This window comes from Mucilaginibacter straminoryzae (assembly GCF_022953055.1).
Taxonomy (GTDB): Bacteria; Bacteroidota; Bacteroidia; order Sphingobacteriales; family Sphingobacteriaceae; genus Mucilaginibacter; species Mucilaginibacter straminoryzae.
The window spans coordinates 167,724-193,277 of record NZ_JALJEJ010000002.1 but is presented as its reverse complement, the minus strand read 5'-3'; the positions used below and the strand labels follow the sequence as shown (position 1 = coordinate 193,277).

At 46.1% G+C, this 25,554-nt stretch carries 20 protein-coding genes; 15 read left to right on the top strand and 5 right to left on the bottom strand.

Annotation, left to right across the window (positions count from 1 at the left end; all coding sequences use genetic code 11):
• Positions 1-57: 57 nt before the first annotated feature.
• Genes ccoN through MUY27_RS04520 form a run of 6 tightly spaced genes read left to right on the top strand, consistent with a single transcriptional unit; the run spans position 58 to position 5,813 of the window.
• The gene (ccoN, locus tag MUY27_RS04545; protein WP_245128801.1) at positions 58-2,184 is read left to right on the top strand and encodes a cytochrome-c oxidase, cbb3-type subunit I; all 2,127 of its coding nucleotides are present in this window, start codon (positions 58-60) and stop codon (positions 2,182-2,184) included.
• 9 nt (positions 2,185-2,193) lie between these two features.
• On the top strand, positions 2,194-2,385 hold the full coding sequence (locus MUY27_RS04540; protein ID WP_245128800.1) for a hypothetical protein: 192 nt from the start codon (positions 2,194-2,196) through the stop codon (positions 2,383-2,385).
• Positions 2,382-3,302 (top strand): cbb3-type cytochrome c oxidase N-terminal domain-containing protein, encoded by a 921-nt coding sequence (locus tag MUY27_RS04535; protein WP_245128799.1) that lies wholly within the window; start codon positions 2,382-2,384, stop codon positions 3,300-3,302. The genes MUY27_RS04540 and MUY27_RS04535 overlap by 4 nt, the downstream gene beginning before the upstream one ends.
• 8 nt (positions 3,303-3,310) lie before the next feature.
• Positions 3,311-4,696 carry a cytochrome c oxidase accessory protein CcoG gene (gene ccoG / locus MUY27_RS04530; RefSeq protein ID WP_245128798.1) on the top strand — a complete coding sequence of 462 codons (1,386 nt, stop codon included), beginning with the start codon at positions 3,311-3,313 and terminating at the stop codon, positions 4,694-4,696.
• Positions 4,696-5,121: a FixH family protein gene (locus MUY27_RS04525; RefSeq protein WP_245128797.1), complete on the top strand. Its 426-nt coding sequence runs from the start codon at positions 4,696-4,698 to the stop codon at positions 5,119-5,121. The genes ccoG and MUY27_RS04525 overlap by 1 nt, the downstream gene beginning before the upstream one ends.
• A complete protein-coding gene (locus MUY27_RS04520) occupies positions 5,118-5,813 on the top strand; it encodes a sulfite exporter TauE/SafE family protein (protein WP_245128796.1) in 696 nt (231 codons plus the stop codon). Before MUY27_RS04525 ends, MUY27_RS04520 begins: the two co-directional genes overlap by 4 nt.
• 5 nt (positions 5,814-5,818) lie before the next feature.
• On the opposite strand, the gene MUY27_RS04515 is transcribed toward MUY27_RS04520, so the two are convergent.
• Positions 5,819-6,055 (bottom strand): hypothetical protein, encoded by a 237-nt coding sequence (locus MUY27_RS04515; RefSeq protein ID WP_245128795.1) that lies wholly within the window; start codon positions 6,053-6,055, stop codon positions 5,819-5,821.
• A 171-nt stretch (positions 6,056-6,226) separates the two neighbouring features.
• Between MUY27_RS04515 and MUY27_RS04510 the strand changes: the two genes are divergently transcribed.
• Positions 6,227-6,577 (top strand): hypothetical protein, encoded by a 351-nt coding sequence (locus tag MUY27_RS04510; RefSeq protein ID WP_245128794.1) that lies wholly within the window; start codon positions 6,227-6,229, stop codon positions 6,575-6,577.
• 83 nt (positions 6,578-6,660) lie between these two features.
• Positions 6,661-8,451 (top strand): hypothetical protein, encoded by a 1,791-nt coding sequence (locus tag MUY27_RS04505; RefSeq protein WP_245128793.1) that lies wholly within the window; start codon positions 6,661-6,663, stop codon positions 8,449-8,451.
• Positions 8,452-8,711: 260 nt separating this feature from the next.
• Here the strand turns inward: MUY27_RS04505 and hemN are convergent, their stop codons facing one another.
• From hemN to MUY27_RS04485, 4 genes are all read right to left on the bottom strand, one after another.
• Complete coding sequence (hemN, locus tag MUY27_RS04500) at positions 8,712-10,079, bottom strand: oxygen-independent coproporphyrinogen III oxidase (protein ID WP_245128792.1); 1,368 nt, start codon at positions 10,077-10,079, stop codon at positions 8,712-8,714.
• Between the two features lie 7 nt (positions 10,080-10,086).
• Entirely contained in the window at positions 10,087-11,118 is a 1,032-nt protein-coding gene (locus MUY27_RS04495) for a 2-hydroxyacid dehydrogenase (RefSeq protein ID WP_245128791.1), read from the bottom strand.
• 90 nt (positions 11,119-11,208) lie between these two features.
• A complete protein-coding gene (locus tag MUY27_RS04490) occupies positions 11,209-12,261 on the bottom strand; it encodes a response regulator (RefSeq protein ID WP_245128790.1) in 1,053 nt (350 codons plus the stop codon).
• Positions 12,254-13,447 carry a PAS domain-containing sensor histidine kinase gene (locus tag MUY27_RS04485; RefSeq protein ID WP_245128789.1) on the bottom strand — a complete coding sequence of 398 codons (1,194 nt, stop codon included), beginning with the start codon at positions 13,445-13,447 and terminating at the stop codon, positions 12,254-12,256. The genes MUY27_RS04490 and MUY27_RS04485 overlap by 8 nt, the downstream gene beginning before the upstream one ends.
• A 242-nt stretch (positions 13,448-13,689) precedes the next feature.
• Here MUY27_RS04485 and MUY27_RS04480 point away from each other — a divergent pair, with 242 nt between their 5' ends.
• The 7 genes from MUY27_RS04480 (at position 13,690) to MUY27_RS04450 (ending at position 25,520) form a co-directional block, all read left to right on the top strand.
• The gene (locus MUY27_RS04480; protein WP_262918277.1) at positions 13,690-14,862 is read left to right on the top strand and encodes a DUF5009 domain-containing protein; all 1,173 of its coding nucleotides are present in this window, start codon (positions 13,690-13,692) and stop codon (positions 14,860-14,862) included.
• A 204-nt stretch (positions 14,863-15,066) separates the two neighbouring features.
• The gene (locus tag MUY27_RS04475; protein WP_245128787.1) at positions 15,067-15,705 is read left to right on the top strand and encodes a DUF4468 domain-containing protein; all 639 of its coding nucleotides are present in this window, start codon (positions 15,067-15,069) and stop codon (positions 15,703-15,705) included.
• A gap of 152 nt (positions 15,706-15,857) precedes the next feature.
• Positions 15,858-17,240 carry an alpha-L-fucosidase gene (locus MUY27_RS04470; RefSeq protein ID WP_245128786.1) on the top strand — a complete coding sequence of 461 codons (1,383 nt, stop codon included), beginning with the start codon at positions 15,858-15,860 and terminating at the stop codon, positions 17,238-17,240.
• A gap of 198 nt (positions 17,241-17,438) precedes the next feature.
• Positions 17,439-19,325, top strand: coding sequence for a 7TM diverse intracellular signaling domain-containing protein (locus MUY27_RS20665; RefSeq protein WP_245128785.1), 1,887 nt, complete (start codon positions 17,439-17,441; stop codon positions 19,323-19,325).
• Positions 19,326-19,628: 303 nt separating this feature from the next.
• A complete protein-coding gene (locus tag MUY27_RS04460) occupies positions 19,629-22,568 on the top strand; it encodes a SusC/RagA family TonB-linked outer membrane protein (RefSeq protein ID WP_245128784.1) in 2,940 nt (979 codons plus the stop codon).
• Between the two features lie 10 nt (positions 22,569-22,578).
• Entirely contained in the window at positions 22,579-24,060 is a 1,482-nt protein-coding gene (locus tag MUY27_RS04455) for a RagB/SusD family nutrient uptake outer membrane protein (RefSeq protein ID WP_245128783.1), read from the top strand.
• Positions 24,061-24,143: 83 nt separating this feature from the next.
• On the top strand, positions 24,144-25,520 hold the full coding sequence (locus MUY27_RS04450) for a glycoside hydrolase family 30 protein (protein ID WP_245128782.1): 1,377 nt from the start codon (positions 24,144-24,146) through the stop codon (positions 25,518-25,520).
• Positions 25,521-25,554: the final 34 nt, after the last annotated feature.

The following is a 25,554-nucleotide window of genomic DNA, read 5'->3' as shown; positions in this document are numbered from 1 at the left end:
ACCCGGATAGCTGATCTAATTTTACACCCATAATAAAAGAACTAACTCTAATTATTTATGCAACCCGAAAAATTTTACTACGATAACAAGATCGTCCGGAATTTCGGTATCGCCACCATCGTGTGGGGTATAATCGGAATGCTGGTGGGGCTTCTTGTTGCCATCCAATTGTACAAGCCCGCTATGAACATGGGCAACCAGTACACTACTTTCGGGCGGATACGGCCGCTGCATACCAACGCCGTCATCTTCGCCTTTGTTGGTAACGCCATTTTTATGGGCGTTTATTACTCGTTACAGCGCTTGCTGAAAGCGCGTATGTTTAGCGATGTACTCAGCAAGATCCACTTCTGGGGATGGCAACTGATCATCATCTCGGCGGTGATCACCTTACCTTTAGGCATCACCACCTCGCACGAGTATGCAGAGCTGGAGTGGCCGATTGATATTGCCATTACCCTTATCTGGGTGGTGTTCGGTATCAATATGTTCGGAACCATATTTAAACGCCGCGAAAGGCACCTTTACGTAGCAATATGGTTTTACATTGCCACGTTTGTTACCGTAGCGGTATTGCACATTGTTAACTCTTTCGAGTTACCAATCTCATTCTTAAAAAGTTATTACCTGTTTGCAGGTGTGCAGGATGCACTGGTACAATGGTGGTACGGGCACAACGCGGTTGCATTTTTCCTTACTACGCCTTACCTGGGCATGATGTATTACTTCCTGCCTAAAATGGCTAACCGTCCTATCTACTCTTATAAATTAAGTATCCTGCACTTCTGGGCGCTGATATTTATTTACATCTGGGCAGGCCCCCACCACTTGTTGTATACCACGCTTCCGGGCTGGGCGCAGTCATTAGGTGTGGTGTTTTCCATCATGCTGATCGCACCAAGCTGGGGCGGTATGATCAACGGTTTGCTTACCCTGCGCGGTGCATGGGATAAGGTGCGCGACGATGTGATCCTGAAATTCATGGTAGTTGGTTTAACCGCCTACGGTATGGCCACTTTTGAAGGCCCTATGCTTTCACTGAAACAGGTTAACGCTATCGGCCACTTTACAGACTGGATCATTGCTCACGTACACGTTGGCGCCCTGGGCTGGAATGGTTTCTTAACCTTTGCTATCCTGTACTGGCTCATCCCAAGAATTTACAGAACAGAGCTTTACTCTAAAAAATTGGCTTCATGGCATTTCTGGATCGGTACGCTGGGTATCTTATTCTATGCGATCCCGATGTATTGGTCTGGCTTTACCCAAGGGCTGATGCTGAAAGAGTTTACCCAGGAAGGTATGCTGAAGTATCCGAACTTCCTGGAAACCACCATGCGTATCATCCCGATGCACGTGATGCGTTCAATCGGCGGTACCTTATACCTGGGTGGCGTGATTATGATGGCATATAACCTGGCTAAAACCATGTTGAAAGGTAGCTTGGTTGCTAACGAAGCTGCCGAAGCCATGCCTTTAGCGCCAAATTATACCAAAGCGCAGGATGGTTTCTGGCACCGCACGCTGGAACGCCGCCCTATCCAGATGCTGGTATTATCACTGGTGGTTATCCTGATCGGAACTTTTGTTGAGCTGATGCCGACACTTACCATATCATCTAACATCCCGACGATTGCAAGCGTTAAGCCTTACACACCGCTTGAGCTGCAGGGACGCGATATCTACATCCGCGAAGGTTGTGTGGGCTGCCACTCCCAAACCGTGCGTCCGTTCCGTTCAGAAACAGAACGTTACGGCGAGTACAGTAAAGCGGGCGAGTTTGTGTACGATCACCCGTTCTTGTGGGGTTCAAAACGTACCGGGCCGGATCTGCAACGCGAAGGTGGTAAATACGGTAATGCATGGCATTATAACCACCTGATGGATCCGCGACTGATGTCTCCGGGAAGTATCATGCCGAACTACGACTGGCTGATCACCCAGAAACTGGATACCTCTAACACAGCAGACAAGATCAACGCGATGCGCAAGCTGGGCGTTCCTTATGCGCCGGGTTATGAAAAGGTGGCCAACCGCGATCTGAACAAGCAGGCGCAGGATATTGCCGACAACCTGGCGAAAGACCACATCAAGGTGAACAGCAATAAAGAGATCATTGCCATTATTGCTTATCTGCAACGCCTCGGAACTGATATTAAGGCAAATAAAACCGCAAGTAATTAATCTACAACAATGTTTAAGCAGTTCACAGAAAATATTTCGGGAAACCAGTTTTACCTGCTTTTCTCGCTGAGCCTCTTCCTGGTATTCTTTATAGTGGTTACCATATTGCTCTTTAAAATGAAAAAGGATCATGTAGACAGCATGAGCGACATGCCCCTGCACGATTCATTAAACGATACTCTTAAAAGTTTACAGTCATGAAAATAATTAAGCCTATACTCTTGTCAGCGCTGGTTTTAACAGGCCAGCCCTTACTGGCAGATGACCTGATCTCTGGTGAAGTAAAAAACTACATTGGCTATGGCGTAATTGTCTTCATGCTGTTGGTGGTACTGGTAGCCATGCTGGTTTTACTGCGTGCTTTTAAGGTACTTACCAAGGTGCTGCTGGGCCCTGCAGCCTATGCCGAATTACAGGCAGAGGAAGCTGCGCAAAAGGCCGGTAAAGCTAAACCTAAGGTAAGCACGGTAGAAAAGCTGTTATCACTGAAACCGCTTGAAGAGGAACAGTCGCTGATCATGGAGCACGAGTATGATGGTATCCAGGAGCTGAATAACCCTACACCGGCCTGGTTCATGGGATTATTCTATGTAACTATCGTATTTGCGGTGTGCTACATTTTTATCTACCACGTATTCGGCATCGGGCAGTTGCAATATGCCGAGTATAAAACCGAAATGGCTGTTGCCGCTAAAGAGAAAGAAGCCTTCCTGGCAAAATCTGCCAACAAGGTAGATGAAAACACGGTGAAGCTGGAAGCCGACGCTGCAACCATTGCCGCCGGTCAGTCTATCTTCAAACAAAGCTGCGTGCCCTGCCACGGCGATCATGCCCAGGGTGTGGTTGGCCCGAACCTGACGGATGAATACTGGCTGCATGGCGGTAGCATCAAAGATGTGTTTAAAACTATCAAATACGGCGTAACTGCCAAAGGTATGCCTACCTGGGAGAAACAGCTATCACCAAAACAGATTGCTGATGTAGCCAACTATGTAGAATCGCTGCGCGGATCACATCCGGCTAACCCGAAAGAACCACAAGGAGAGAAAGAAACAGAGGAAGCTGCTGCAAAGCCAGAGGCTAAAACCAAGGCAGCCATGATCGTAGGTTCTAAATAATATCAAAAATGTCATTATCAGAAACGGCAATTCAGCCAAATACAACAAAAGAAGGCGGTCGCCGGTGGATGTACCCGGTGATCAGGAAGGGGAAGTTTTACCAGTACCGCAGCTGGCTGAGCTATGTTTACCTGATATTGTTCTTTGCCGGCCCTTTTTTGAGGATTAAAGGTCAACCGGTGCTGCTCCTGAATATCATGGAGCGAAGATTTGTTCTGCTGGGCCAGGTATTCTGGCCCCAGGACTTCTTCATTTTCGTGCTGGCCATGCTGGCGGGCGTCGTTTGCATCGTATTGTTCACCATTGCCTTCGGCCGCATCTTTTGCGGGTGGATCTGCCCGCAGACCATCTTCATGGAGATGGTTTTCAGGAAGATAGAGATCTGGATAGAAGGCGATGCCAAAAAGCGCCGCAAACTGGACGAAGGCGGCTGGACAACGGAAAAGATGGTGAAGAAAACTGCCAAGCACGCCATATTCGTGATGGTGTCGTTCCTGATCGCCAATACTTTTTTAGCCTATATTATCGGTAGCGAAAACCTGATCAGGATCATTACCGAACCGGTGAGCCAGCATGTTTCGGGCTTTATCAGTATTTGGATATTTACCGGTGCGTTTTACCTGGTTTACAGCCAGATCAGGGAGATTGTTTGTACCGTGATCTGCCCTTATGGTCGTTTACAGGGGGTACTAACCGATAAGCACACGCTTAATATTGCCTATAACTATAAACGCGGCGAGCCGCGCGGCAAGCTTTCAAAAAAAGACAATACTGTGAAAGGCGATTGTGTGGATTGCGGTTTATGTGTGGATGTTTGCCCTACGGGTATTGATATCCGAAATGGTTCGCAATTGGAATGTATCAATTGTACGGCTTGCATAGATGCCTGTAACCAGGTGATGGAGAAGATTCATAAAGACCTGAACCTGATTGGCTTCTACTCTGAAGAAATGATCAAAGAGGATATCAAGCCCACTTTTACCGGCCGGATGAAAGCCTATAGCGGCGTGATCTGTGCCTTGTTAGGGCTGCTTACCTATTTCGTGGTAACACGCAATGATGTAGACGTTACCGTATTGCGGTCTGCCGGGATCCTTTACCAGGAACAGCCAGGGGGCTACATCAGCAACTTATACAATGCAGACCTGATCAATAAAACAGATAAGAAGCAGGAGGTTGCCCTGGTGCCAGAAGATCCGAAGGTGAAAATCAAATACATCCAGGCGCCGGGAGCCATAGCGAAAGAAAGTAGCACAAAAGCGGTGTTTTTTGTGATGGTACCAGGTAAGGACATCCATTCTGCAAAAACAGATATTAAATTAAAAGTAGTACAGCAGCATAAAGTGCTGGCAACCATCAGCACATCATTTGTTGGACCAATTAGCGGAGAGTAATGAAAATGAACTGGGGAAAAGGAATTGTTTTAGGCATGAGCGCGTTTATCCTGTTCATTGCCAGTCTTGCCGGTTATATGTTAACCCAACCGGACGATTACGATAAGCAGTATTACGAGAAGGGTTTAGCCTTTGATAAAGATTATGCGAAGGAAAAACAGGTGAATACGGATAAAGCTAAGCCGGTAGTTCGTATTGCAGGGAATCAACTGGAAGCGACGTTTGTTAAAGCAGCTTCCGGTACGGTGAAGTTTCTGCGACCATCCGACAGGCGTTTGGATCAGTCTTTCAGTCTGAAAACCGACGCGAATGACGTAGTCACTTTCCCGGTTGCCAAATTTACCACAGGGCAATGGCAACTGGTTTTTGAGTGGACCAGCGGGGGCAAACAATACCTGTACAAGCAAGAGGTATTTATACCATGAGCCCTAATGAAATTGCCTTTTTTATCGGGTTGTTCGGCAGCATCCATTGTATAGGCATGTGCGGGCCGCTGGCTTTTGCTATCCCGATAGGGCAAGGGGGGAAATGGTTGCTGGTGTGGGATAAACTGCTATATAACTTCGGGCGGATTATCAGCTATACCGCTCTGGGTACGCTTGTCGGCCTGGTAGGTAAGCAATTATGGCTGGCAGGCCTGCAGCAAAGTATCAGTATCATCAGCGGCGTGCTGATCATACTCGCAGCGGGTTCCCGGTTCTTTAAATTAAAGGTAGCTAAAGGTAAACTTGGGCTGTTACTGCTCGAACCGTTTAATAAGCTGTTGGTATTTGCGCTGAAAAACCGGGCTGGACACCTGGTTATCGGTATGCTTAACGGCTTGTTGCCCTGCGGTTTTGTTTACCTGGCCCTGATTGGTGCAGTGAATACCGGTGCGGTATTGGCTTCTGCAAAATATATGGCCTTTTTTGGGCTCGGCACGGTGCCGCTGATGCTGGCCGCAGCCATCGCAAGCGGGTTTTTAAATGCTACCGTACGGCGCCGGATGAACCGTGTTGTACCTTATTTTATGCTATGCTTGGGTGTTTGGTTTGTGCTACGCGGCCTCGCGTTAGATATCCCTTACCTTAGCCCGGCGAAAGATCAAACAGGCGGCGTTATTTGCGTCAGCCACTGATCTTTCTAAAAAATCCCGAGGTCTTTTTTAGGCTTATCCGCATATCCCCATTCTTCGCCGCTGTTTAGTTCCGGATAGGCGCTGCTGTCATCTTTCAGCACCAGGTATATGGTTAACACCAGTAACACCGGCGATAACAAGAACATGATGCCCAATAAAAGCGCCGGCCCCTGATACTGGAAAAGGGCGGTATAAACCACCAGGTACGCGGTAAGTGTACCCAAGGCTGATTTTGCTTTCATAACCATTTACTTTTCTAACTAAACTGCCGTTGGCGGCTTTTGTTTATCGCGTCATTTGCCGTATTACTTTTAAAGTGCTAAAGATCACTTTCTGAGCTGACTACCGTCACGCGGTGGCATTCGCCTAAGCGGCATCTTTGTATCAAAGAATAACAACTAATATTTAAAATCATGGCAACTTTAAAAACTATAGCACCTGCAACCTGGACAGTAGACGGACATGCCGCTGAAGCAAGAACCAGCCTTCGTGAAAGATTTTTGGCCTTTGCCGATAGCCAGGCCCCTAACCGCACGCTGTGGTTCTTTATCACGCTGATGGTGCATGGCGTATTCCTGCTGGCTTTACCTGCTACCCTGGTATATTATTTCAATGCACCAGAGTATGTGGTAGGCATTACCCTTGTTTGTTTCTTTGCAAACCTGATCGCTAATATGGGCGGTGCGGGTATTCGTGCAACGTTATCTTTCTTTGCCGCAAGCGTACTTATCCACCTGGTAATGACACTCATTTTTGTGCTTTAACTATAATTTCCTAATTGATCTAAAGCGAAAAGCGGCCGCAGTGCCGCTTTTTTCTTGATTTATTTCTGCAATCTATTTTAATCATGATTCACAAATTTCATATCCCCGTTTTGGGGCTTGGTTATTCAATCGACACCCCTTTAAAAGTAGCCCGCTACGGCATCTCGTCCGTGGTTTCTATTGTTGATGACGAGCTTTGCGAGCGGATGCGCGAGTACCACTCGATTCAAAACGGATTAACTTTTAAAGCGATCTCCAAGTCTGCACCAGACCGGCGGGCGCGCCGCATTACGGCTTATTTGGATTTGCTTCATCAACTGGTTGACGAGCAGTTCGAACAGTTAAAAAAAGAAGAATTTACAGGCGAAAGCGATTTGGATCGCTACTTTCAGTTGCTGCCTCCCGATTCACAGCTGCGCCACGGCTACGAGCTGATGCAGGAGTTTGAAGATGCCGGTAGTAAAAAGATCTTTCAGGATATCCTGCGCAGTAAAATGCAGAAAGGCGATATCGACGGCAACATCATGTCTAAGGTAGATAAGATGAATTACACCGCAACCGGAGAATATACCGGCGATACCAATACCGACGCGCTTGCCGCATTGAGGGGCTTTGCCGAAAGTACGCTGGAATCATCTGTGGTGCTGTCTGCAGGGATGAACCCGAAACTTTACAGCTACCTCGAAAACTTCCCGGATTTCTTCCCTGATGCTGACGGTAAGCTGAAAAAGAAAATCATCCTTAAAGTGAGCGACTTCCGTTCGGCTTTCATCCAGGCGAAATTTTTAGCGAAAAAGGGTTTATGGGTTTCCGAATTCAGGGTAGAATCCGGTTTGAACTGTGGCGGCCATGCCTTTGCAACAGATGGGTTATTGCTTGGCCCTATATTGGAAGAGTTTAAGCAGAACCGCGGCGATATGCGCACGGAACTATGGGAGATGTACAGCGCGGCGTTAACCACAAAGGGTATCGATGCCAAACACATCCCGCAACAGAAGCTGAGCGCCCAGGGCGGTATCGGTACTTCGAGCGAGAATGATTTCCTGCTGAAATATTACTGCCTGGATGCCACCGGTTGGGGCAGCCCCTTCCTGCTGGTGCCGGAAGCGACCAACGTAGACGAAGATACCCTGCACAAGCTAAGTGAAGCAGAGAAAGATGATTTTTATGTGAGTGCAGCGTCGCCACTGGGAGTGCTCTTCAATAACTTCAGGCATAGCACCATAGAAGAGCAGCGGGTAAAGCGTGTAATTGAAGGGAGGCCCGGAAGCCCCTGTACCAAGAAACTGTTATGTAATAATACCGAATTTACCGAACAGCCGATCTGCACCGCTTCCAGGCAATACCAGAACCTGAAGATTACGGAGCTGAAAGATAAATGCCTGCCGGAAGCTGAATATCGCGAGCAGTACAAGGCAATTACCGAAAAGATCTGTCTGTGCGAAGGTTTATGTGCTTCTACTTACATCAAAAACGATATGCTTAAGCGAAAAGAAAGCAAAGCTGTTGCCATTTGCCCCGGACCAAACCTGGCTTATTTTAACCGGATATACAAGCTGGACGAAATGGTAAAGCATATTTATGGTGCATGCAATTTGCTGGCTGAAGTGAACCGGCCCAACTTGTTTGTGAATGAGCTGAATATCTATATCGACTACTTCAGGAAAGAGGTGACCGGGTATCTACAGGAGATGAGCAATAAAAAAGGGAAGCAACTGGCCAAGTTTAAAGAAGAGTTACTGAAGGGTATTAATTATTATAAAAACCTGCTGCCGGCGTTGAAAGATTCGGTAAAGACGGCAGGAGAGGAGATGCAAAAGCAATTACTCCTGGCAGAATTGCATGTCGCTGCGGTGGGACAGGTGATCAGTTAAGCTTATTTTTATTGCCCGAAGGCCGGATTACTGACAAAATAATGGCGGTAATCCGGCCTTAAAAGTTAGTAAACCTGTGGCCGGCCCGGTAACTGTGGCGAATGCGGTAAATGCGGCAGCGTGGTAACTTTGGCAGACGTGGCTAACTGGCTTTTGCCAGCCACCACTTTTTTTATTCATTCAGTGATTGGTCATTAAAGGTAACGGCCCACACAAAAAAAGCGGCTTGTGCCGCTCTTTTTGTGCCAGGATACTCCCTTTTATCCTGCCATACTAAACAATTGAGAAGTAGGTTTATCAGCCCAGAGCCTTGCATCCAGGGCCATACAGATGTTCCGAAGAAAGCGTTTGCCCAGTGGCGTGACCGTAGCGCCTGTCGAGGTCAGGTCGATCAGTCCGTCGTCGGCAAGGGCATGCATTCTATCTATGCCATCATATAATGCGGGTTCAAAATCTTTGTCTATAGGCCAGGTGGTTTGGCCTTTGCACATCAGGTTAAGGATGTGGCGGCGTATCACCAGGTCTTCGGGTGTCAGGAAATGGCCTTTAAATACCGGTAATTCATTATTGTTAATCAACGCCACGTATTCTTCCACCGTTTTTACATTTTGTGAAAATGCGTACCACGTATCACTGATAGACGATACGCCCAGGCCCACCATCAACTGCGTATACTGGTGCGTATAGCCCATAAAGTTGCGGTGCAGCGTGCCGTTTTGCTCTGCCAGGTATAAGCTGTCGGTCTGCAGCGAAAAATGGTCCATACCAATTTCACGGTAACCTTTCGCCGTCAGCATTTCGCGGCCGCCTTCGTACAATATCCGTTTTTCAAGGGCATCGGGCAGGTCTGCATCGCTGTAGCGGCGCTGGCCGGGCTTAATCCACGGCACGTGCGCATAGCTGTAAAAGGCAATGCGGTCTGGCTGCAGCTCTTTCACCAGGTTAATGGTGCAGCGCAAGCCGTTTAAGGTTTGTTTCGGCAGCCCGTAGATCAGGTCGTAATTGATTGACGTATAACCAATCTGGCGTGCCTGTTCCGTTACGGTTTTTACCTGTTCGAAACTTTGGATGCGGTTGATAATAAACTGAACAACCGGGTCAAAATCTTGTATCCCCAGGCTTAAACGCCGGAACCCCAGGTTGTACAATACCTGCAAATGTTCCTGCGTGGTATTTCCGGGGTGTGCTTCAAAACTAAACTCGGCTTTAGGGTGTACAATCGAATTAGCTAATATGCCGTCTATCAATATCTGCAGATGCTCCGGGCTGAAGAAAGTAGGCGTACCACCGCCGAGGTGAATTTCGCGGATCACCGGTTTTTTGCCGAAAACGTTGCAATACATGGCCCATTCGAGCAGTACCGCTTTAATGTAAGGTTCTTCTACCTGGTGGTTTTTGGTAATGCGGGTATTACAGCCGCAATAGGTACACAAGCTTTCGCAGAAAGGCAGGTGTATGTAGATGCTGATTCCGTCGGCTTCGTTCGTTTCGTCGAAAGAAAACTTTACCGATTTGCGCCATTCGTCTTTGTTAAAGTCGCCCTTATCCCAGTAGGGTACAGTGGGGTAGCTGGTATAACGCGGCGCGGCCACGTTGTATTTATCAATTAAATTATGCGGGGCGATCATTACCTTTTCAGTTTACAGTAGTTTCGATGTTGACAGGTACAACCCTGCAGTTTTTGGCACAAACGCAGGCGTTGCCTACGCATTTGTTGTTCTGCCACTGATCAAGGTTTTTAATCGTCTGATCTGCTATTTGCTGTAAGGCTTCGTTGGTTAAGAAAGCCTGGTGTGGTGTAACAATTACATTGGGGTGCGCCATTAAACGGGCCAATAGCGGATCGTGGTTGGTATCCCTTTCGTGGTCTTCAAAAAACAGGCCCTTTTCGTTCTCATATACGTCTAAACCAAGGTAGCCAATGCGGCCCTGTTCTAAGGCATCAACTGCGGCGGCGGTATCAACCAGCGCACCGCGTGAGGTGTTCAGTAACATGACACCGGGTTTCATCAGTGCAATGGTATCCTTGTTGATCAGGTGGCGGGTTTGAGGCGTAAGTGGGGCATGCAGCGAAATAACGTCTGCCGTTTTTAAGAGCTCTTCCAGCGATACCATTTCAATGCCTTGTGTATCTGCTGGCGTTACCACGTCATAGGCAATCACTTTACAGCCAAGGCCTTTGAATATAGCTGCAGTGGCATGGCCGATATGGCCTAAGCCGATAAGGCCAACCGTTTTTCCGAAGAAGTTAAAACCGATCAGTTCATCCAATTTAAAATCAAAATGGTGGCTGTGCTGATCTGCTTTTACAATGTGCCGGCTTAAAGAAAGGGCAAGCGCAGCGGTATGCTCGGCAATAGCCTGCGGTGAATAAGCCGGAACGTTAGCCAGTTTTATCCCCCGTTTGCCTGCTGCATCTTTATCAATATGGTCTGTACCGGCAGAGCGGGTAGCGATGTATTTTATCCCCAGATCTGCTAATTTTTCTACTACCGGGGCGGATACATCATCATTGGTGAAAACAACTACGGCATCTTTTCCCTGTGCAAAAATTGCAGTATCGGGTCCCAGCGGATTGGATATTAAGGTGATATCGTGTTTTTTTTGATTCGCTTTCGCCAGAAATTCTTTTTCAAAAGGTTTGATACTGTATGCTACCACTTTCATCTTTTTCAGGACATTTTATTTCTTAATACAAAAGTACCCTGACTTTGAGAGAATGAGCGTGAGGCCGGTCAGCCAAAAAAGTGACCTTCGTCAGTTTTTCATTTTCATCAAGCGGTTTAAGTCCAGCACCTGCACGTTTGCGCCTTTCTTTTCAATCAAACCTTCGTCTTTAAAATCGGTAAGTGTACGGCTTACAGTCTCGGTAGCCATACCGGCCATAGAAGCCAGCTCTTCGCGCGAAATTTTGAAATGTGCGGGATCTGCAGACTGCTTGCTTAGCCTTACCAGTACCTGAGCCAGGCGTTTACGTACTGAATTATACGCCAATTCGATCAGCTGGTCTTCTTTTTCGCGGATATCGTTAGAAAGTATTTTTAAAAACTGTCGGCCGATGTCGGGGTAACGGTCAAGCAGCGTGAGCACGGTATCTTTAGGCAACAGACAAACTGCCGCATCTTCCATGGCTTCAGCCGTATCGGTAAAGGTCTCGTCAAGCAGTAGTGCATTCACGCCCAGGTAATCGTCCGGCTTGTACAGCCCAGTCATTAACTCGCGGCCATCTTCGGCCAATTTCAAGGTTTTAATGCTGCCCTCGAGGACCAGGTAAATACCCTGCGGCGTATCACCCTCGTAATACAGCACCTGTTTCTTTTTTATCTGTCTTATTTTTCTGCTGGCAATTACATTCTGCAGTTCTGCAGTGCCGTTTTTCGAGCTATTGGCCAACCCTTCTATATTCTGTAAAGAGCGGCTGTAATAGGCCTGCTGCTTTTCCTTTTTTGCCAGGCGGCTTTCAATGGCGTTCAGCAATTCAATATCATCAAAGGGCTTGGTGAGGTAATCATCGGCACCCATTTCCATGCCTTTTCTGAAATCCACGCGTTCTGCCTTGGCGGTCAGGAAAATAAATGGGGTAGAGGCTGTGTCGGGGTTTTTATTCAACAGGTAAAGCACACCATAGCCATCCAGTTCGGGCATCATAATGTCGCAAAGGATCAAGTCTGGTTTATGCTGGCCGGCAAGGTCAACACCAAGTTTACCATTAGCGGCTTGCAATACCTGGTAACCGCTTAGTTCAAGTATTTCTGCTGTGCTTTCGCGAATGTCATTGTTATCCTCAATAATCAAGATGCATTTACTCATGGCTGAAAGGGAATGTTAAGGTGAAGGATGTACCGTTGTTTACTTTACTTTCGAATTTAATTTGGCCGTTCATCAGTCCGGCATAACGTGTCACGATATTAAGGCCAAGGCCTGTACCCGGTATGTTGCCGGTGTTGTGCGCCCTGAAGAAGGCTTCGAACAAGTGTTTCTGATCAGCTTCGGGTATGCCTATACCGTTATCTTTTACCACAACGGTAAGGGCATGGGGCGTAATTTCTGTATTGAACTCGATAAATGTATTCTCGCCCGAATATTTGATGGCGTTGCTGATGAGGTTGATGATACAGTTTTTCAGCAGTGCCTGGTCAAGGCTTACCATACCGCTGGTACCTGTGTGCTGATACACGATGTGTTGGTTTTGCTTGGCGATCAGCTGCATCTCTTCCGTAATTTCTTCAGAGAAATTCACAATATCAAACGTGGTATAAACAGGCGCTACTTTGCCGGCCTCTAGTTTTTCGAGCGATAGGAAATCATTCAGGATACTGGTGAGGTTGGCAACAGAGTTCTTAATTTTTGCAATATGTTTGGCAATGTTAGGGCTGTTGAACTCCTGCGCGTATTTTTCTATCAGAACAGCAGATAGCTGAATAGAACTTAGCGGTGTGCGGAACTCGTGCGAAGCCATGGAGACAAAGCGGCTTTTCAACTGGCCCAGCTCCTTTTCTTTTTCAAGCGTCTGGATCACTTCCTCTTTAGCCACCTCCAGCGCTTTCAGTGATTTTTGCAGCGATTGCGTACGTTCTTCTACCAGTTCTTCCAGGTGTGCGGCGTATACCCGCAGTTTTTCTTCGGCGTCCTTTTCGCGGCTAAGGTCATGGATGAAACCGGTATAAATCTTTCGTCCCGAGAATTGGACTTCACTCACACCCAGGCGGAACGGAAAGATAGAGCCGTCTTTGCGCAGGCCCTTAACCTCGCGGCCGATGCCGATAATATGCGCTTTGCCAGTCTGTTGGTACCGGTTAATATATTCGTCGTGCTGAACACTGTCAGGTGGTGGCATCAGCATGGAGATGTTGCGGCCTACTACTTCTTCTGGCTGATAACCAAATAGTTTACAGGCCGAAGGATTAATGCTTTCGATTATTCCTCTTTCACCAATGGTAATAATGCCGTCGATAGCATTTTCTATTATGGCTTTTAAAAGCGCACCACTCTCCATTAAATATGATTTTTATCACAAATATGATAAATGAATGCCGCAGATTGAAATGAGTACTGTCAGAAAAAAAAATGATGACGGGCATTTTTGGTTAACTTTAAATTAATGCTCCTGGATGCCAAAGTGGATTCCCGGCCGATAAATCGATGAAAAATCTTTCCCCAGGTCAGATCATTTTAAATATTAACTAAACAAAAAGCTATATTAGAAACCCCGCTGCTAACCAGTTATTAACTCCTTCCATGCAAATACCCAAACGTCTACTGTCCATTGATGCATTAAGGTCACTAACCATGTTTCTGATGATTTTTGTAAATGATGCCAGCGGCGTAAAGCACATTCCGGAATGGATTGACCATGCGAAGGCAGACGCCGATGCAATGGGTTTTGCAGATACCATATTCCCCGCCTTTTTATTTATTGTGGGGCTATCGCTTCAGTTTGCTATTAAAAGCCGCATAAAAAAGGGCGATAGTACAAAGCAACTGCTATTGTATGTGATCACCCGCGGCTTTGCGCTGCTGGTAATGGGCTTCTACCATGTAAATCTCGAATCATATAACCGCAGCGTGTCCCTGATACCCAAAGCCGCCTGGGCCCTGATCATTACGGTAGCTTTTTTCCTGATCTGGTTGGATTACCCGGAGAAGATGAAAAAAATTGTTCGCTATGCTTTAGTTGCAGCCGGTGTGCTATTGCTGGTTTTAATGGCCATTATTTATAAAGGTGGCGAGGGCACTGATGTACATTGGATGAGGCCTTCCTGGTGGGGGATCCTGGGGATTATCGGATGGTCTTATTTAACCTGCGCGTTGATATATGTTTTATCGCGCGGGAACATGAAATGGTTAACCGTATTTTACGCGCTGTTTGTAGCGCTGAATATCATCTGCCACACGATAGTGCCTAAAGGCAAGCTTTGGATCATTGGCGATGGATCATCTGTAGCGCTGGTAATGGGCGGTGTGATCATCTCGCGTGTGTTCACTTATCTGAATGATGCGGGGAAAACAACCCGTCTATGGGCGGTGTTAGCCGTTACCGGCGTGTTGTTCATTGTTGCCGGGCTTTTGATCAGGCCTTATGCCGAAGGAATCTCAAAGATACGCTCTACACCGGCCTGGGTTTTTATCTGTGGTGGTATCACCATCCTGGTATTTGAACTCATGATCTACCTGATGGATGTTAAGGGGTACAGAAATCTGCTCAAATGGATTAGTCCAGCTGGTACCAGTACGCTTACCTGCTATTTGCTGCCTTATTTCCAGGTGTTTCTATTGATGCTGTTTAATATCAAGTATCCCCCGGTGATTAATTCAGGCCTGCCGGGGTTATTACGTTCAATTCTTACGTCTTTTATCCTGATACAGATAGCAGGATGGATGGAGAAAAGGCATTTAAGACTTAAGATATAGCTACGGCTACTATTTTTATATTACCCACATTGGGGAATTGTAAGATTTTCCCCTCAAAAAGTTGAAGTGTGTGGAATTTGTTTCCCGCATTTATTAAAGAATTTGTTGTAAATCATATAAAAAGGCTGTTTTATGGCTTTATTGCCACTTGGTTTATTATTTGTATTAGTAATTACAACTAAAACAAATTAAAAAATTAAGATTATGAAAACTGCTCCTATTACTAAACTATTGTTCTCTATCGCTTTATTTGCTATCCCTTCAATCCTATTTGCAGAAGACAAACCTACCACCGCTAAAAAGGTTGCTTTACCTGCCGTAAAGGAGCAGATCATGTTTACAGATACTATTCAATTAAACATGGGCGCTACTGCTGAAAAAACTGTTGAGCTTACACAAGAATGGTTTAAAAACCACATGGTTTCTAAAAAAGCAGGCGTTTTAACCGCCGATAAAACCAACGGTGTTTTTGCAGCTACCAATTGTTTGATCTTACCGGATGTTACCTTTTATAATTTCCCGGTAAGCCCGCTGATGAAATACCAGCTTGACGTTACCGTTGCTGATGGCAAAGCGATTGTAAAAGTTAGCAGTTTAAAATCTGTTTTCAATGCTTTTGGCGAGGTTCAGATCCCGGTAGAGGATGAATACAATAGCTATTTGAGCGGTGCAAACAAAAAAGGTTCTTTCAGAAGCCGCGAAAACTATAATAAACGTGCCGACTTAGCTTTCAGCCAGTTGAATAGCCAGGTGAACGGTATCTTCAAAAGCATTGAAGATGCGCTAAAAACCGGTAACGTTCAGACAATGGCAAATGAAAATAAGGTTGCCCGTTCTAAATAAAAATTTTATCCCGCAAAGGGTAATTAAGAGAGGTTGTATTGTTGTTCAAAGGCTTGTAAAGAAATTTACAGGCCTTTTTTCTTTAATCAGTATTGATGGTATTGGCTTTAGGAAATAGTTCCTAATTTTAGCAGACACCATATTTAAACCTAATGAGAAATACTTTTTACAAAAAGCCTTACATGGTAATTGCGCTTTTACTGCTGATGGTACATTCATTTAAGCTTTCGGCACAATTGCCCGTTGAAACGCCTGCCCAGAAAAAAGCGCGTTTGCAATGGTGGACGGACGCCCGTTTCGGGATGTTCATCCATTGGGGCCTTTATTCTTTGGCGGCCCGGCACGAATGGGTGAAGAATTACGAACGCATCAATGATAGTACCTACCAAAAGTATTTCGATAATTATAACCCCGATCTGTATAACCCCGAGGAATGGGCGCTGAAAGCGAAGCAAGCCGGGATGAAGTATGTGGTTTTGACCACGAAACACCACGAGGGTTTTTGCCTTTGGGATTCGAAATATACCGACTATAAAGTAACCAACACACCCTATGGTAAAGATCTGCTTAAGCCTTTCGTCGAAGCGTTCAGGAGACAGGGGATAAGGGTTGGGTTTTATTATTCGTTGATTGACTGGCATCACCCCGATTTTACGATAGACCGCGTTCACCCGATGCGCGATAATGCAGCTGCAAGAAAAACAAATGCTACCCGCGATATGAACAAGTATCGCCAGTATATCAAAAACCAGCTCACCGAGTTGCTGACGAACTATGGCAAGATAGATGAACTTTTTCTGGATTTCTCGTACCCCGGGAACGATGGTAAAGGGCATGAAGATTGGGATTCGGAGAACCTGCTGAAACTGATCCGCAAACTACAGCCACAGATCATCGTGAATGACCGGCTCGACCTTAGCAATGTACCCGGCGGCTGGGATTATCAAACACCAGAACAATTTATGCCGCAGGAATGGCCTACAGTTAATGGCGTGAAAGTTCCCTGGGAAACCTGCCAGACCTTCTCCGGCTCATGGGGGTATTACCGCGACGAATATTCATGGAAAAGCATTAACCAACTGGTAGAAATGCTGATAGAAACCACCAGCAAAGGGGGGAACTTACTGCTAAACGTGGGGCCTACTGCACGCGGTGTATTTGATGAACGTGCAGATGAACGCCTGAAAGGCTTGGGCGATTGGATGAAGTTTAACGAACGTTCTATTTATGGCTGCACCCAGGCGCCTGATAGTTTCGCGAAGCCAGATAACTGCCTGTTAACTTACAACCCAAAAACTAATCGCTTGTATATCCATGTTTTACAGTGGCCTTTTAAATCTTTACACCTGAAAGGGTATGCAGGCAAGATACGTTATGCCCAATTGTTAAATGATGCTTCTGAAGTGCGGTTCACTACCAACACTACGCCGGGCAGCCATACCACAGAAAATTCCGGTGCAAATGATGTGATCCTTGATCTGCCTGTTACCAAACCCAATACAGTTATCCCGGTCATTGAACTGATTTTAAAGTAGACGGCGGTTAATCGTATCGTTAGAAAAGGACTGCCAGCCTACTGGCGGTCTTTTTATTTTCTGCTCACTGCTTTGTCATAACAGTTAATAATGCCCTGCTGTTACGTTAAATAATGATAAGTTTGCGGTAACTCTTTTAGTTGTAAAGGTTTTAACAGCAAAAGGAGCGTATACATCGCACCTATAAGTATCGAGTACGTGAGAAGGATTTTTATTCTAATTCTATTTTTTACCCTATGGTTTCCTGCCTGGGTTTTTGCCCAGCAACCGGTCAGGATCAATGATCAGCAGGACCAGCACATTTTTACCTTTAAAGAAATTGAGGCTTATGAAGATGCTGGCGGAAAGTTAACTTTTCAGCAGGTTAGCAGCCCGGCTTTTGCCAGTTGTTTCAAATCAAGTAAGACCAGCACCCCGCAGACGCGAAAGCCGAGTTCTGTTTATTGGTACCGCATCCGGATAGATGCTTCCGGCCAGACCGGCAAAAACTGGATACTGGAATTCTTCGACCAGACGATAGACCACCTGACGGCATATATTCCCCAAGCAAACGATAGCTATTCCGTGACCAACCTGGGCGATACCCGCCCGTTTGCTGACCGGATATTTCAGCATAAAAATTTTGAGCTGCCGCTAAAGAACACGGCCGCAGATGGCATCTATTATTTCAAGGTGCAATCGCACGAGCGGGCGGATATCATCGTGGTGCTGCGCTCGGTCAATTGGTTTGTGCGGTACACGAATAACGAGTACTTCAGTTTTGGGCTGTTTTACGGCATGATCCTCGTTTTTGGTTTCTATAACCTGCTGATGTTCATTGCTGTTCGCCAGAAACAGTACCTGTATTATGTGTTGTATCTGTTAAGCATCGCCATGTATGAACTCTGTTCAGATGGGCTTGCTTACCAATACCTCTGGCCTTCTTCGCCGCAATGGAACCAGTATGCCTTCGCTATTGCGTTATGTGCCATCAGTTGCTTCTGCCTGATGTTTACACGGGCATTGTTGCGCACTAAAGAACAAGCACCTGTATTAGATAAGGTACTGGTGGCAGTGATCGGCTTAAGACTGGCGTTTCTGTGCTATTGCTTCCTGTTTGATAAGTCTTTGTTAACCTATAAGTTCATTGAGTTTTTGCCTTTGGTACTTGCGTTGGGTACCGGTATTTATATCAATAACAAGGGTTACAGGCCTGCCAGATTCTTTGTGATCGGTTATGGCTGCCTGTGCCTGGGCTTTAGTTTGAAGATACTGATCATGCTGGGCTATAACTGGCTGAACATTGATGCTTTTACGTATTATAGCCTCACCATCAGTTTCCTTGCAGAAATGATCTTCCTTTCCCTTGCGGTAGGCGATAGCGTGCGTATGCTGAAGCGTAAGAAAGATAAAGCGCAAAAGCTGATGATTAAGCAAATGCGTGAAAACGACAGGCTGAAGGATAAACTAAACAAAGAACTGGAGGCCCTGGTAGCACAGCGTACGCAGTCATTAGTAGAAAAAACAGCCATTATTGAATCGCAAAACCTCGAGCTAAAAGAAAAGAACGATTTACTGGTAAAACAGGCCGAAGAAATATCGCGCATGAACGTGTTGCTCGAGAAAGACAACGAGGTGCTGCATATCAATGTAGAAAAGGTAACACGCCAGCGCGTAATGTCTGAAGAGGTTGATTTTGACGAATTCAGCAGGGTATATCCGGACGCAGAAAGCTGCTATTTATTTCTTGCGGATTTGAAGTGGAAAGACGGTTACCAGTGTCGTAAATGCAACAATACGCACTACTTTTCCGGGCATACGCCGCATAGCAGGAGATGTGCCAAATGTGACTATGACGAATCAGCCACCGCTTACACCATTTTTCAGAATGGCCGTATTCCGCTCAACAAAGCTTTCTATCTGCTTTTCCTGATGTATTCTACCAAGGGAAAAATATCATCACATAAATTATCAGAGATCCTGCAGATCCGGCAGGGAACTTGCTGGACCTATACCGCGAAGATCAAAAAGTTGATGGAGGAGAAGAAGAAAGAATTACGCACTGCACCGAAAGAGGGCTGGAGCAAGCTGGTTCTGGAAGCTTAATTGTCATCACATACTCATCTGTTTTTATAGCCGGTTAAATTTTTTCAAGGTGTTAAGCCGTATCAATTATTCACGCTAACGCTTGCCGTACCCCCACCTTTTATGCTGAAAATCAACAGGTAAACATAGCGGGATGATACGGTTTTGAACCGTATTAAAATTTTTATAAATATCTAATTATCAATAATTTAATCAAAAACAAGCTTGTTTATTTGCCGTTTTCATCCATAAATTTGACCCGCCATTTTTATTTCTGCTAAAGCTGGCAATCCTTTAAATATTATAAACCACATACAAAAATCTATGCAAAAGAAAATTACTTTATTCTTCGCATTCCTATTATCCGCTGCCTGGGCCTTCGCGCAGGACATTACGGTAAAAGGAGTGGTGAAGGATCCAACAGGGCAAACCCTTCCTGGCGTATCAGTAAGGGTTAAAGGGGCAACAACAGGTATTGCTACCGATGTTAACGGTAACTACAGCATTACTACCGGCCCGCAAAACACATTGGTATTTAGTTTTATCGGTATGGCTACCCAGGAACAGCCCATTGCCGGACGAACGACCATCAACGTTACATTGGCTAACGCCAATACTGCCCTGAACGAAGTGGTAGTAGTAGGTTACGGTACGCAGCGTAAAGGCGACATTACCGGTGCGATTGCCGTAGTAGGTAAGAAAGACCTGGATGCCCGGCCAAACACGCAATTCGGTAACCTGATTGAAGGTAAAACAGCCGGCGTGCAAGTGGTGTCGCCATCCGGAAGCCCTACATCTACCCTGAATATCAAGATACGTGGCGCTAACTCCATCACGGCAGGCAGCAGCCCGCTTTATGTAGTGGACGGTGTGCCGACGACCGATACCCGTTCGCTGAATCCTGCAGATATCGAGAATATTTCGATCCTGAAGGATGCTTCTTCTGCTGCTATCTACGGTGCGCAGGGTGCCAATGGCGTGGTGCTGATCACTACCAAAAGGGGTACCGGCAAACCACGTGTTGATTTTAGCGGCTATACCGGTTTTTCGTCTGTACGTAAAAGACTGGATGTTTTAAACGCAGACCAGTACCGCGACCTGGTAACCAGCATGGGTTACACTACAGACTGGAGCCAATACACCAATAACACCAACTGGCAGGACGAAATCTTCCGTAACGGTATCTCGCAGAATTACCAGTTAGCCGTTTCAGGAAAATCTGACGGAACCACTTATTACATTTCCGGCGGCTGGACACAACAAAAAGGGGTTATTCGCAGTTCACAAATGCAGCGCTATAACTTTAAGGTGAACCTTGAACAAAAAGTAAATAACTGGTTCACCGTAGGTACCAACCTTACTTATACCAACTATAATGATGTAAGCATTACCGATAATGCCAACGTAAATTCGGGTGGTGTGCTGTTAGGTGCGTTAACTACGCCGCCAAACATCGGTGTTTTCAATGCCAATAGTACTTACACTGCTAACCCTTTCCAGGAGTGGGAAAACCCGCTGGCTAGTTTATACGGTTCTACCCGTCCGTACAAAAACCAGCGTTTGCTGGGTAATGCCTATGGCGAAATTAAATTCACCAAAGACCTGAAGTTCAGAAGCAGCATCGGTACAGATTACAGCAATGCGGTAAGCAATTACTTCCTTGATCCATACCTGACCAGCTACGGCCGTCAGAACAAAGGTATCTCGCGTAACCAAACTTACCTGACAAACTACTGGATCAGCGATAACACCCTGACTTACGATAAGAAGATTGATAAGCATTCCTTCAACGTTTTGGCTGGTTATGTTTATCAGAAATTCCGTTACGAAAACGGCTATATCCAGGCCACCGGTTTTTCAAGTAACAATATCCCTACAACCAACGCCGGGTCTACCATTACAGCAAACAATACTATTGCAGAAAGAGCAAATATGTCTGCGCTGGGCCGTATCAACTATGATTATGCCGGCAAATATTTGTTAACGGCTAATTTTCGTGCGGATGGTTCATCAGTATTTGGTCCGGGTAAGCGTTGGGGTTACTTCCCATCATTCTCTGCCGGTTGGAGACTTTCTGAAGAAAGCTTCCTGAAAGATGTAGAGGCCATCAATGACCTGAAACTGAGAGCAGGTTGGGGTATTGTTGGTAACGACCAGATCGACCCGTATTCCTACCTTGGACGAATCAGCAGCGGTTCAAACTATGTGATCGGCGGCAGCGTACAGCCGGGTAACTATCCGTCATCTGTAGAGAACCGCAACCTGAAATGGGAGCAGACCAAACAAACCAACATCGGTATCGACCTGAGCTTATTGAATTCACGTTTGAATTTCACTGCCGACGTATACGAAAAAAATACCAGCGACTTGCTGTTGAACCTGCCTTTGCCACGTTCAACCGGGTTTGATATCGCCACCGTTAACGCCGGTAAACTGCGTAACCGCGGTATAGAGTTTATGGTAAGCTCTGTAAACGTTAAGAAAACAGACTTTACCTGGAACACCGACTTCAACATTTCATTCAACCGAAATAAGGTAATGAGCATTGTTGGTCAGCAAATTTATGCAGGTGGTATTTCCGGTCGCGATAACGTAAGCATCGTGCAGGAAGGTCAGCCATTAGGCATGTTCTACGGTTATGTGGCTGCAGGTGTAGATCCGGCTACAGGTAACGAGCTTTATCGAACCGCAAGCGGCGGCACTACGGCTACCCCAAGCGCGGCGGACCGTACCATCATCGGCAACCCTAATCCCGATTTTATTTACGGTTTAACCAACACGCTGACGTATAAAAACTTCAGCCTGAATATCTTCTTCCAGGGTTCTCAGGGTAACGATATCTTCAATGCAACACGTATCGAGACCGAAGGTATGACAGGTCCGCAAAACCAATCGACCGCGGTACTGAGAAGATGGACAGCGCCTGGCCAGGTAACAGACGTTCCGAGAGCATCACGCGATAACATCAACAACTCTTTGATCTCTACCCGGTTTGTAGAAAATGGCTCATACCTGAGATTGCGTACCGCTACTTTGGGTTATACCCTGCCAAAAACGTTGCTTACCAAACTGCACGTTTCAAACGTAAGGTTGTATGTGACCGGCGAGAACCTGTTGACCTTTACCAAGTATTCTGGCTTCGACCCGGAAGTGAATGCCTTTGTAACCAACAACAACCTGTCTAACAATGGCGCTATCGGTATCGATTATGGTACTTATCCGCAAACCCGGAACCTGATTTTTGGTCTGAACGTATCATTCTAATTGACTAACAATGAAAAACAAAAATATACTGAACTACATGCTGGCTGCATCTATTGCTATTGGTGCATCAGCTTGTAAAAAAGGCCTGGATCTTAACCCGATCTCGCAGGCTACCACTACCAACTCTTTTAACACGGCTGATGATGCTGAGGCTGCCATTACCGGCGTTTACAATACTTTCAGTTCGCAGGACTATTACATCTGGGATAACGTTTATTACGGCGATGTACGCTCTGATAACCATTATTCTGGCGGTGACAACCAGGAGTTTAACCAGTTAGACCTGCTGAATATTTCGCCAACAAACAGTAAGGTTTACGGCGACTGGGCGGCTTTGTACAATGCGATTTTGAAAGCGAACCTGGTGCTGCAAAAGGTGCCTGCTATTACTGATGCCAAATTAACCGCTACCAGGAAAAACCAGATCATCGGCGAAGCTGCGTTTTTGCGTGCCTTTAACTACTACCAGTTGGTGATCAACTGGGGCGGTGTGCCTTTGGTGCTAACGCCGATCAGCACGACTGATCCTTCAGAAACCAATACCGCGCGTGCATCGGTTACGCAGGTGTATGACCAGATTGTATCAGACCTGCAAACTGCGGTAAATAACCTGCCGGATACCTACGGAAGCGATGCTTCGGTAAATAAGGCACGCGCTACCAAGGGCGCCGCTAATGCTTTGTTAGCTAAAGTTTGGGCACAACGCCCAGACCGCGATTACAACAAGGTTTTAACCTATTGTGATGCCGTAATAAATAGCCCCGCAGGTTATGCTTTGGTTACCAATTACAGCGACCTTTGGGATGCTGCGCATTACAATAGTTCTGAATCTATTTTAGAAGTTCAGTTTAACGGCACTACCATCAGCAACTGGTCGCCGGGATTGTTACTGCCGCCATCTATCACTAATACTACCTGGAGGAAGTTTATTACCCCTTCACGTGATCTGGCAAAGGCGTTTGATGCACAAGGCGATGTAGTTCGTAAAAATCAAAGCATACTGTTTGAAAATGCACCGTGGGCGGATGAATACTGGTCGACCAAAGTAGGCGGAAGTGTGCCGTTCTCTTACAAGTGGCGCAACTTTGTTAATGGTAACAGTATCAGCCGTCAGTACCTGTTGCGTTTGGCAGATATTATCCTGTTAAAAGCAGAGGCGCAGAACGCACTTGGTCGCCCGGCAGAAGCGGCAACCACCTTGAACATTGTTCGTAAACGTGCTGGCTTGCAAAATACCACTGCAACAACACAGGCAGATATGGCCCTGGCTGTTGAGAACGAACGCCGCCTGGAGCTTACCCAGGAAGCGCAACGCTGGTATGACCTGGTACGTTACGGACGTGCAGAAACGGTGATGAACAATCTGGTTGAAACCAACCTGGTTACCGGGCAGCGCGTAAATTATAACATGACGAAGGAAAAAGAATTACTGCCGATTCCGCAAACTGAATTGAACAGAAATCCGGCCCTGAAGCAAAATCCGGGCTATTGATAAAAAGCGGGGGGGACTTCCCCCGCTTTTTATTTTTATAAATGAAAATGGTTAACTTTTAACGGATAAACCTTTACTACCCTATGTTCAAATTTTTTAAGGCGGCGGCAGTAATTGCTGTTGCGGCAATTGTTCCGGCCAAAGCGCAGGTAGGCTTCTGGCTGACGAATCCAGATCAGTCTGCTTTATTTCAACAGCAAAAGAATCTGCAGTTTGGTAAAGCTGCCAATAACCTGCCTGCTATAACTGTTAACGATCAGCAGAAATACCAACAGATAGACGGCTTCGGATACACACTAACGGGCGGCAGTGCAGTGCTGATTAATAAATTACCCGCAGATAAGCGAAAAGCCTTACTGGACGAACTATTCCTGACCAAAGGTAATGGCATTGGTGTGAGCTACCTGCGTATCAGCATTGGCGCTTCGGATCTTAATGCTGAAGTTTTTACTTATGATGATCTGCCCGAGGGCCAGACTGATGAGCAACTGAAACAATTCAGCCTGGCTAAAGACCGCGATATGGTGGTGATCCTGAAAGATATTCTGAAGCTGAACCCTAAAATTAAAATATTAGGGACGCCATGGTCGGCACCCTCATGGATGAAAAGCAACAATAGTTCTAAGGGTGGTAACCTTCTACCAAAGTATTATGATGTTTACGCGCGCTATTTTGTGAAGTATATAAAAGCGATGCAGGCAGAAGGTATTGCGATTGATGCCATCACCCCGCAGAATGAACCTTTGAACCCTAAGAATAATCCAAGCATGGTGATGGAAGCAGGGGAAGAAGCGGCTTTCATTAAAACGGCATTGGGCCCCGCCTTTAAGGCAGCAGGCATCAAAACCAAGATCATTACTTATGATCATAATTGCGATAGGCCGGATTACCCGATGGATATTTTAAAAGATCCTGAAGCAGCAAAGTATGTTGATGGCTCTGCCTTTCACCTTTATGGCGGTAAAATAGATGCGTTAAGCACCGTTCATGATGCGTATCCGAATAAACACGTTTATTTTACCGAGCAATGGGTGGGTGCCCCCGGCGAGTTTCCGGGCAATTTAAAATGGCATGTGTCTCAGCTAATCGTTGGCGCTACGCGTAACTGGGCACGCAACGTGCTGGAGTGGAACCTGGCTGCTGATTCTAAATACGAACCCCATACTCCGGGGGGCTGTACAGAATGTTTAGGCGCGGTAACTGTTGAGCAGGATATCAAACGTAATGTGGCTTACTACATCATTGCGCATGCGTCTAAGTTTGTAAGGCCGGGTTCGGTACGTATCGCGTCCAACCTCTTGGAAAGCTTCCCTAACGTGGCATTTAAAACACCCGAAGGTAAAACCGTATTGATTGTAATTAATACCGGAAACGACAGGGGGGCATTCAATATCATTGCAAAAGGCAAATCGGTAAAGGCAGAACTAAATGCCGGAGCGGTTGGTACTTTTGTGTGGTAATTTGAATGAAAATAAATTTAAGAAAGCCGTTGCC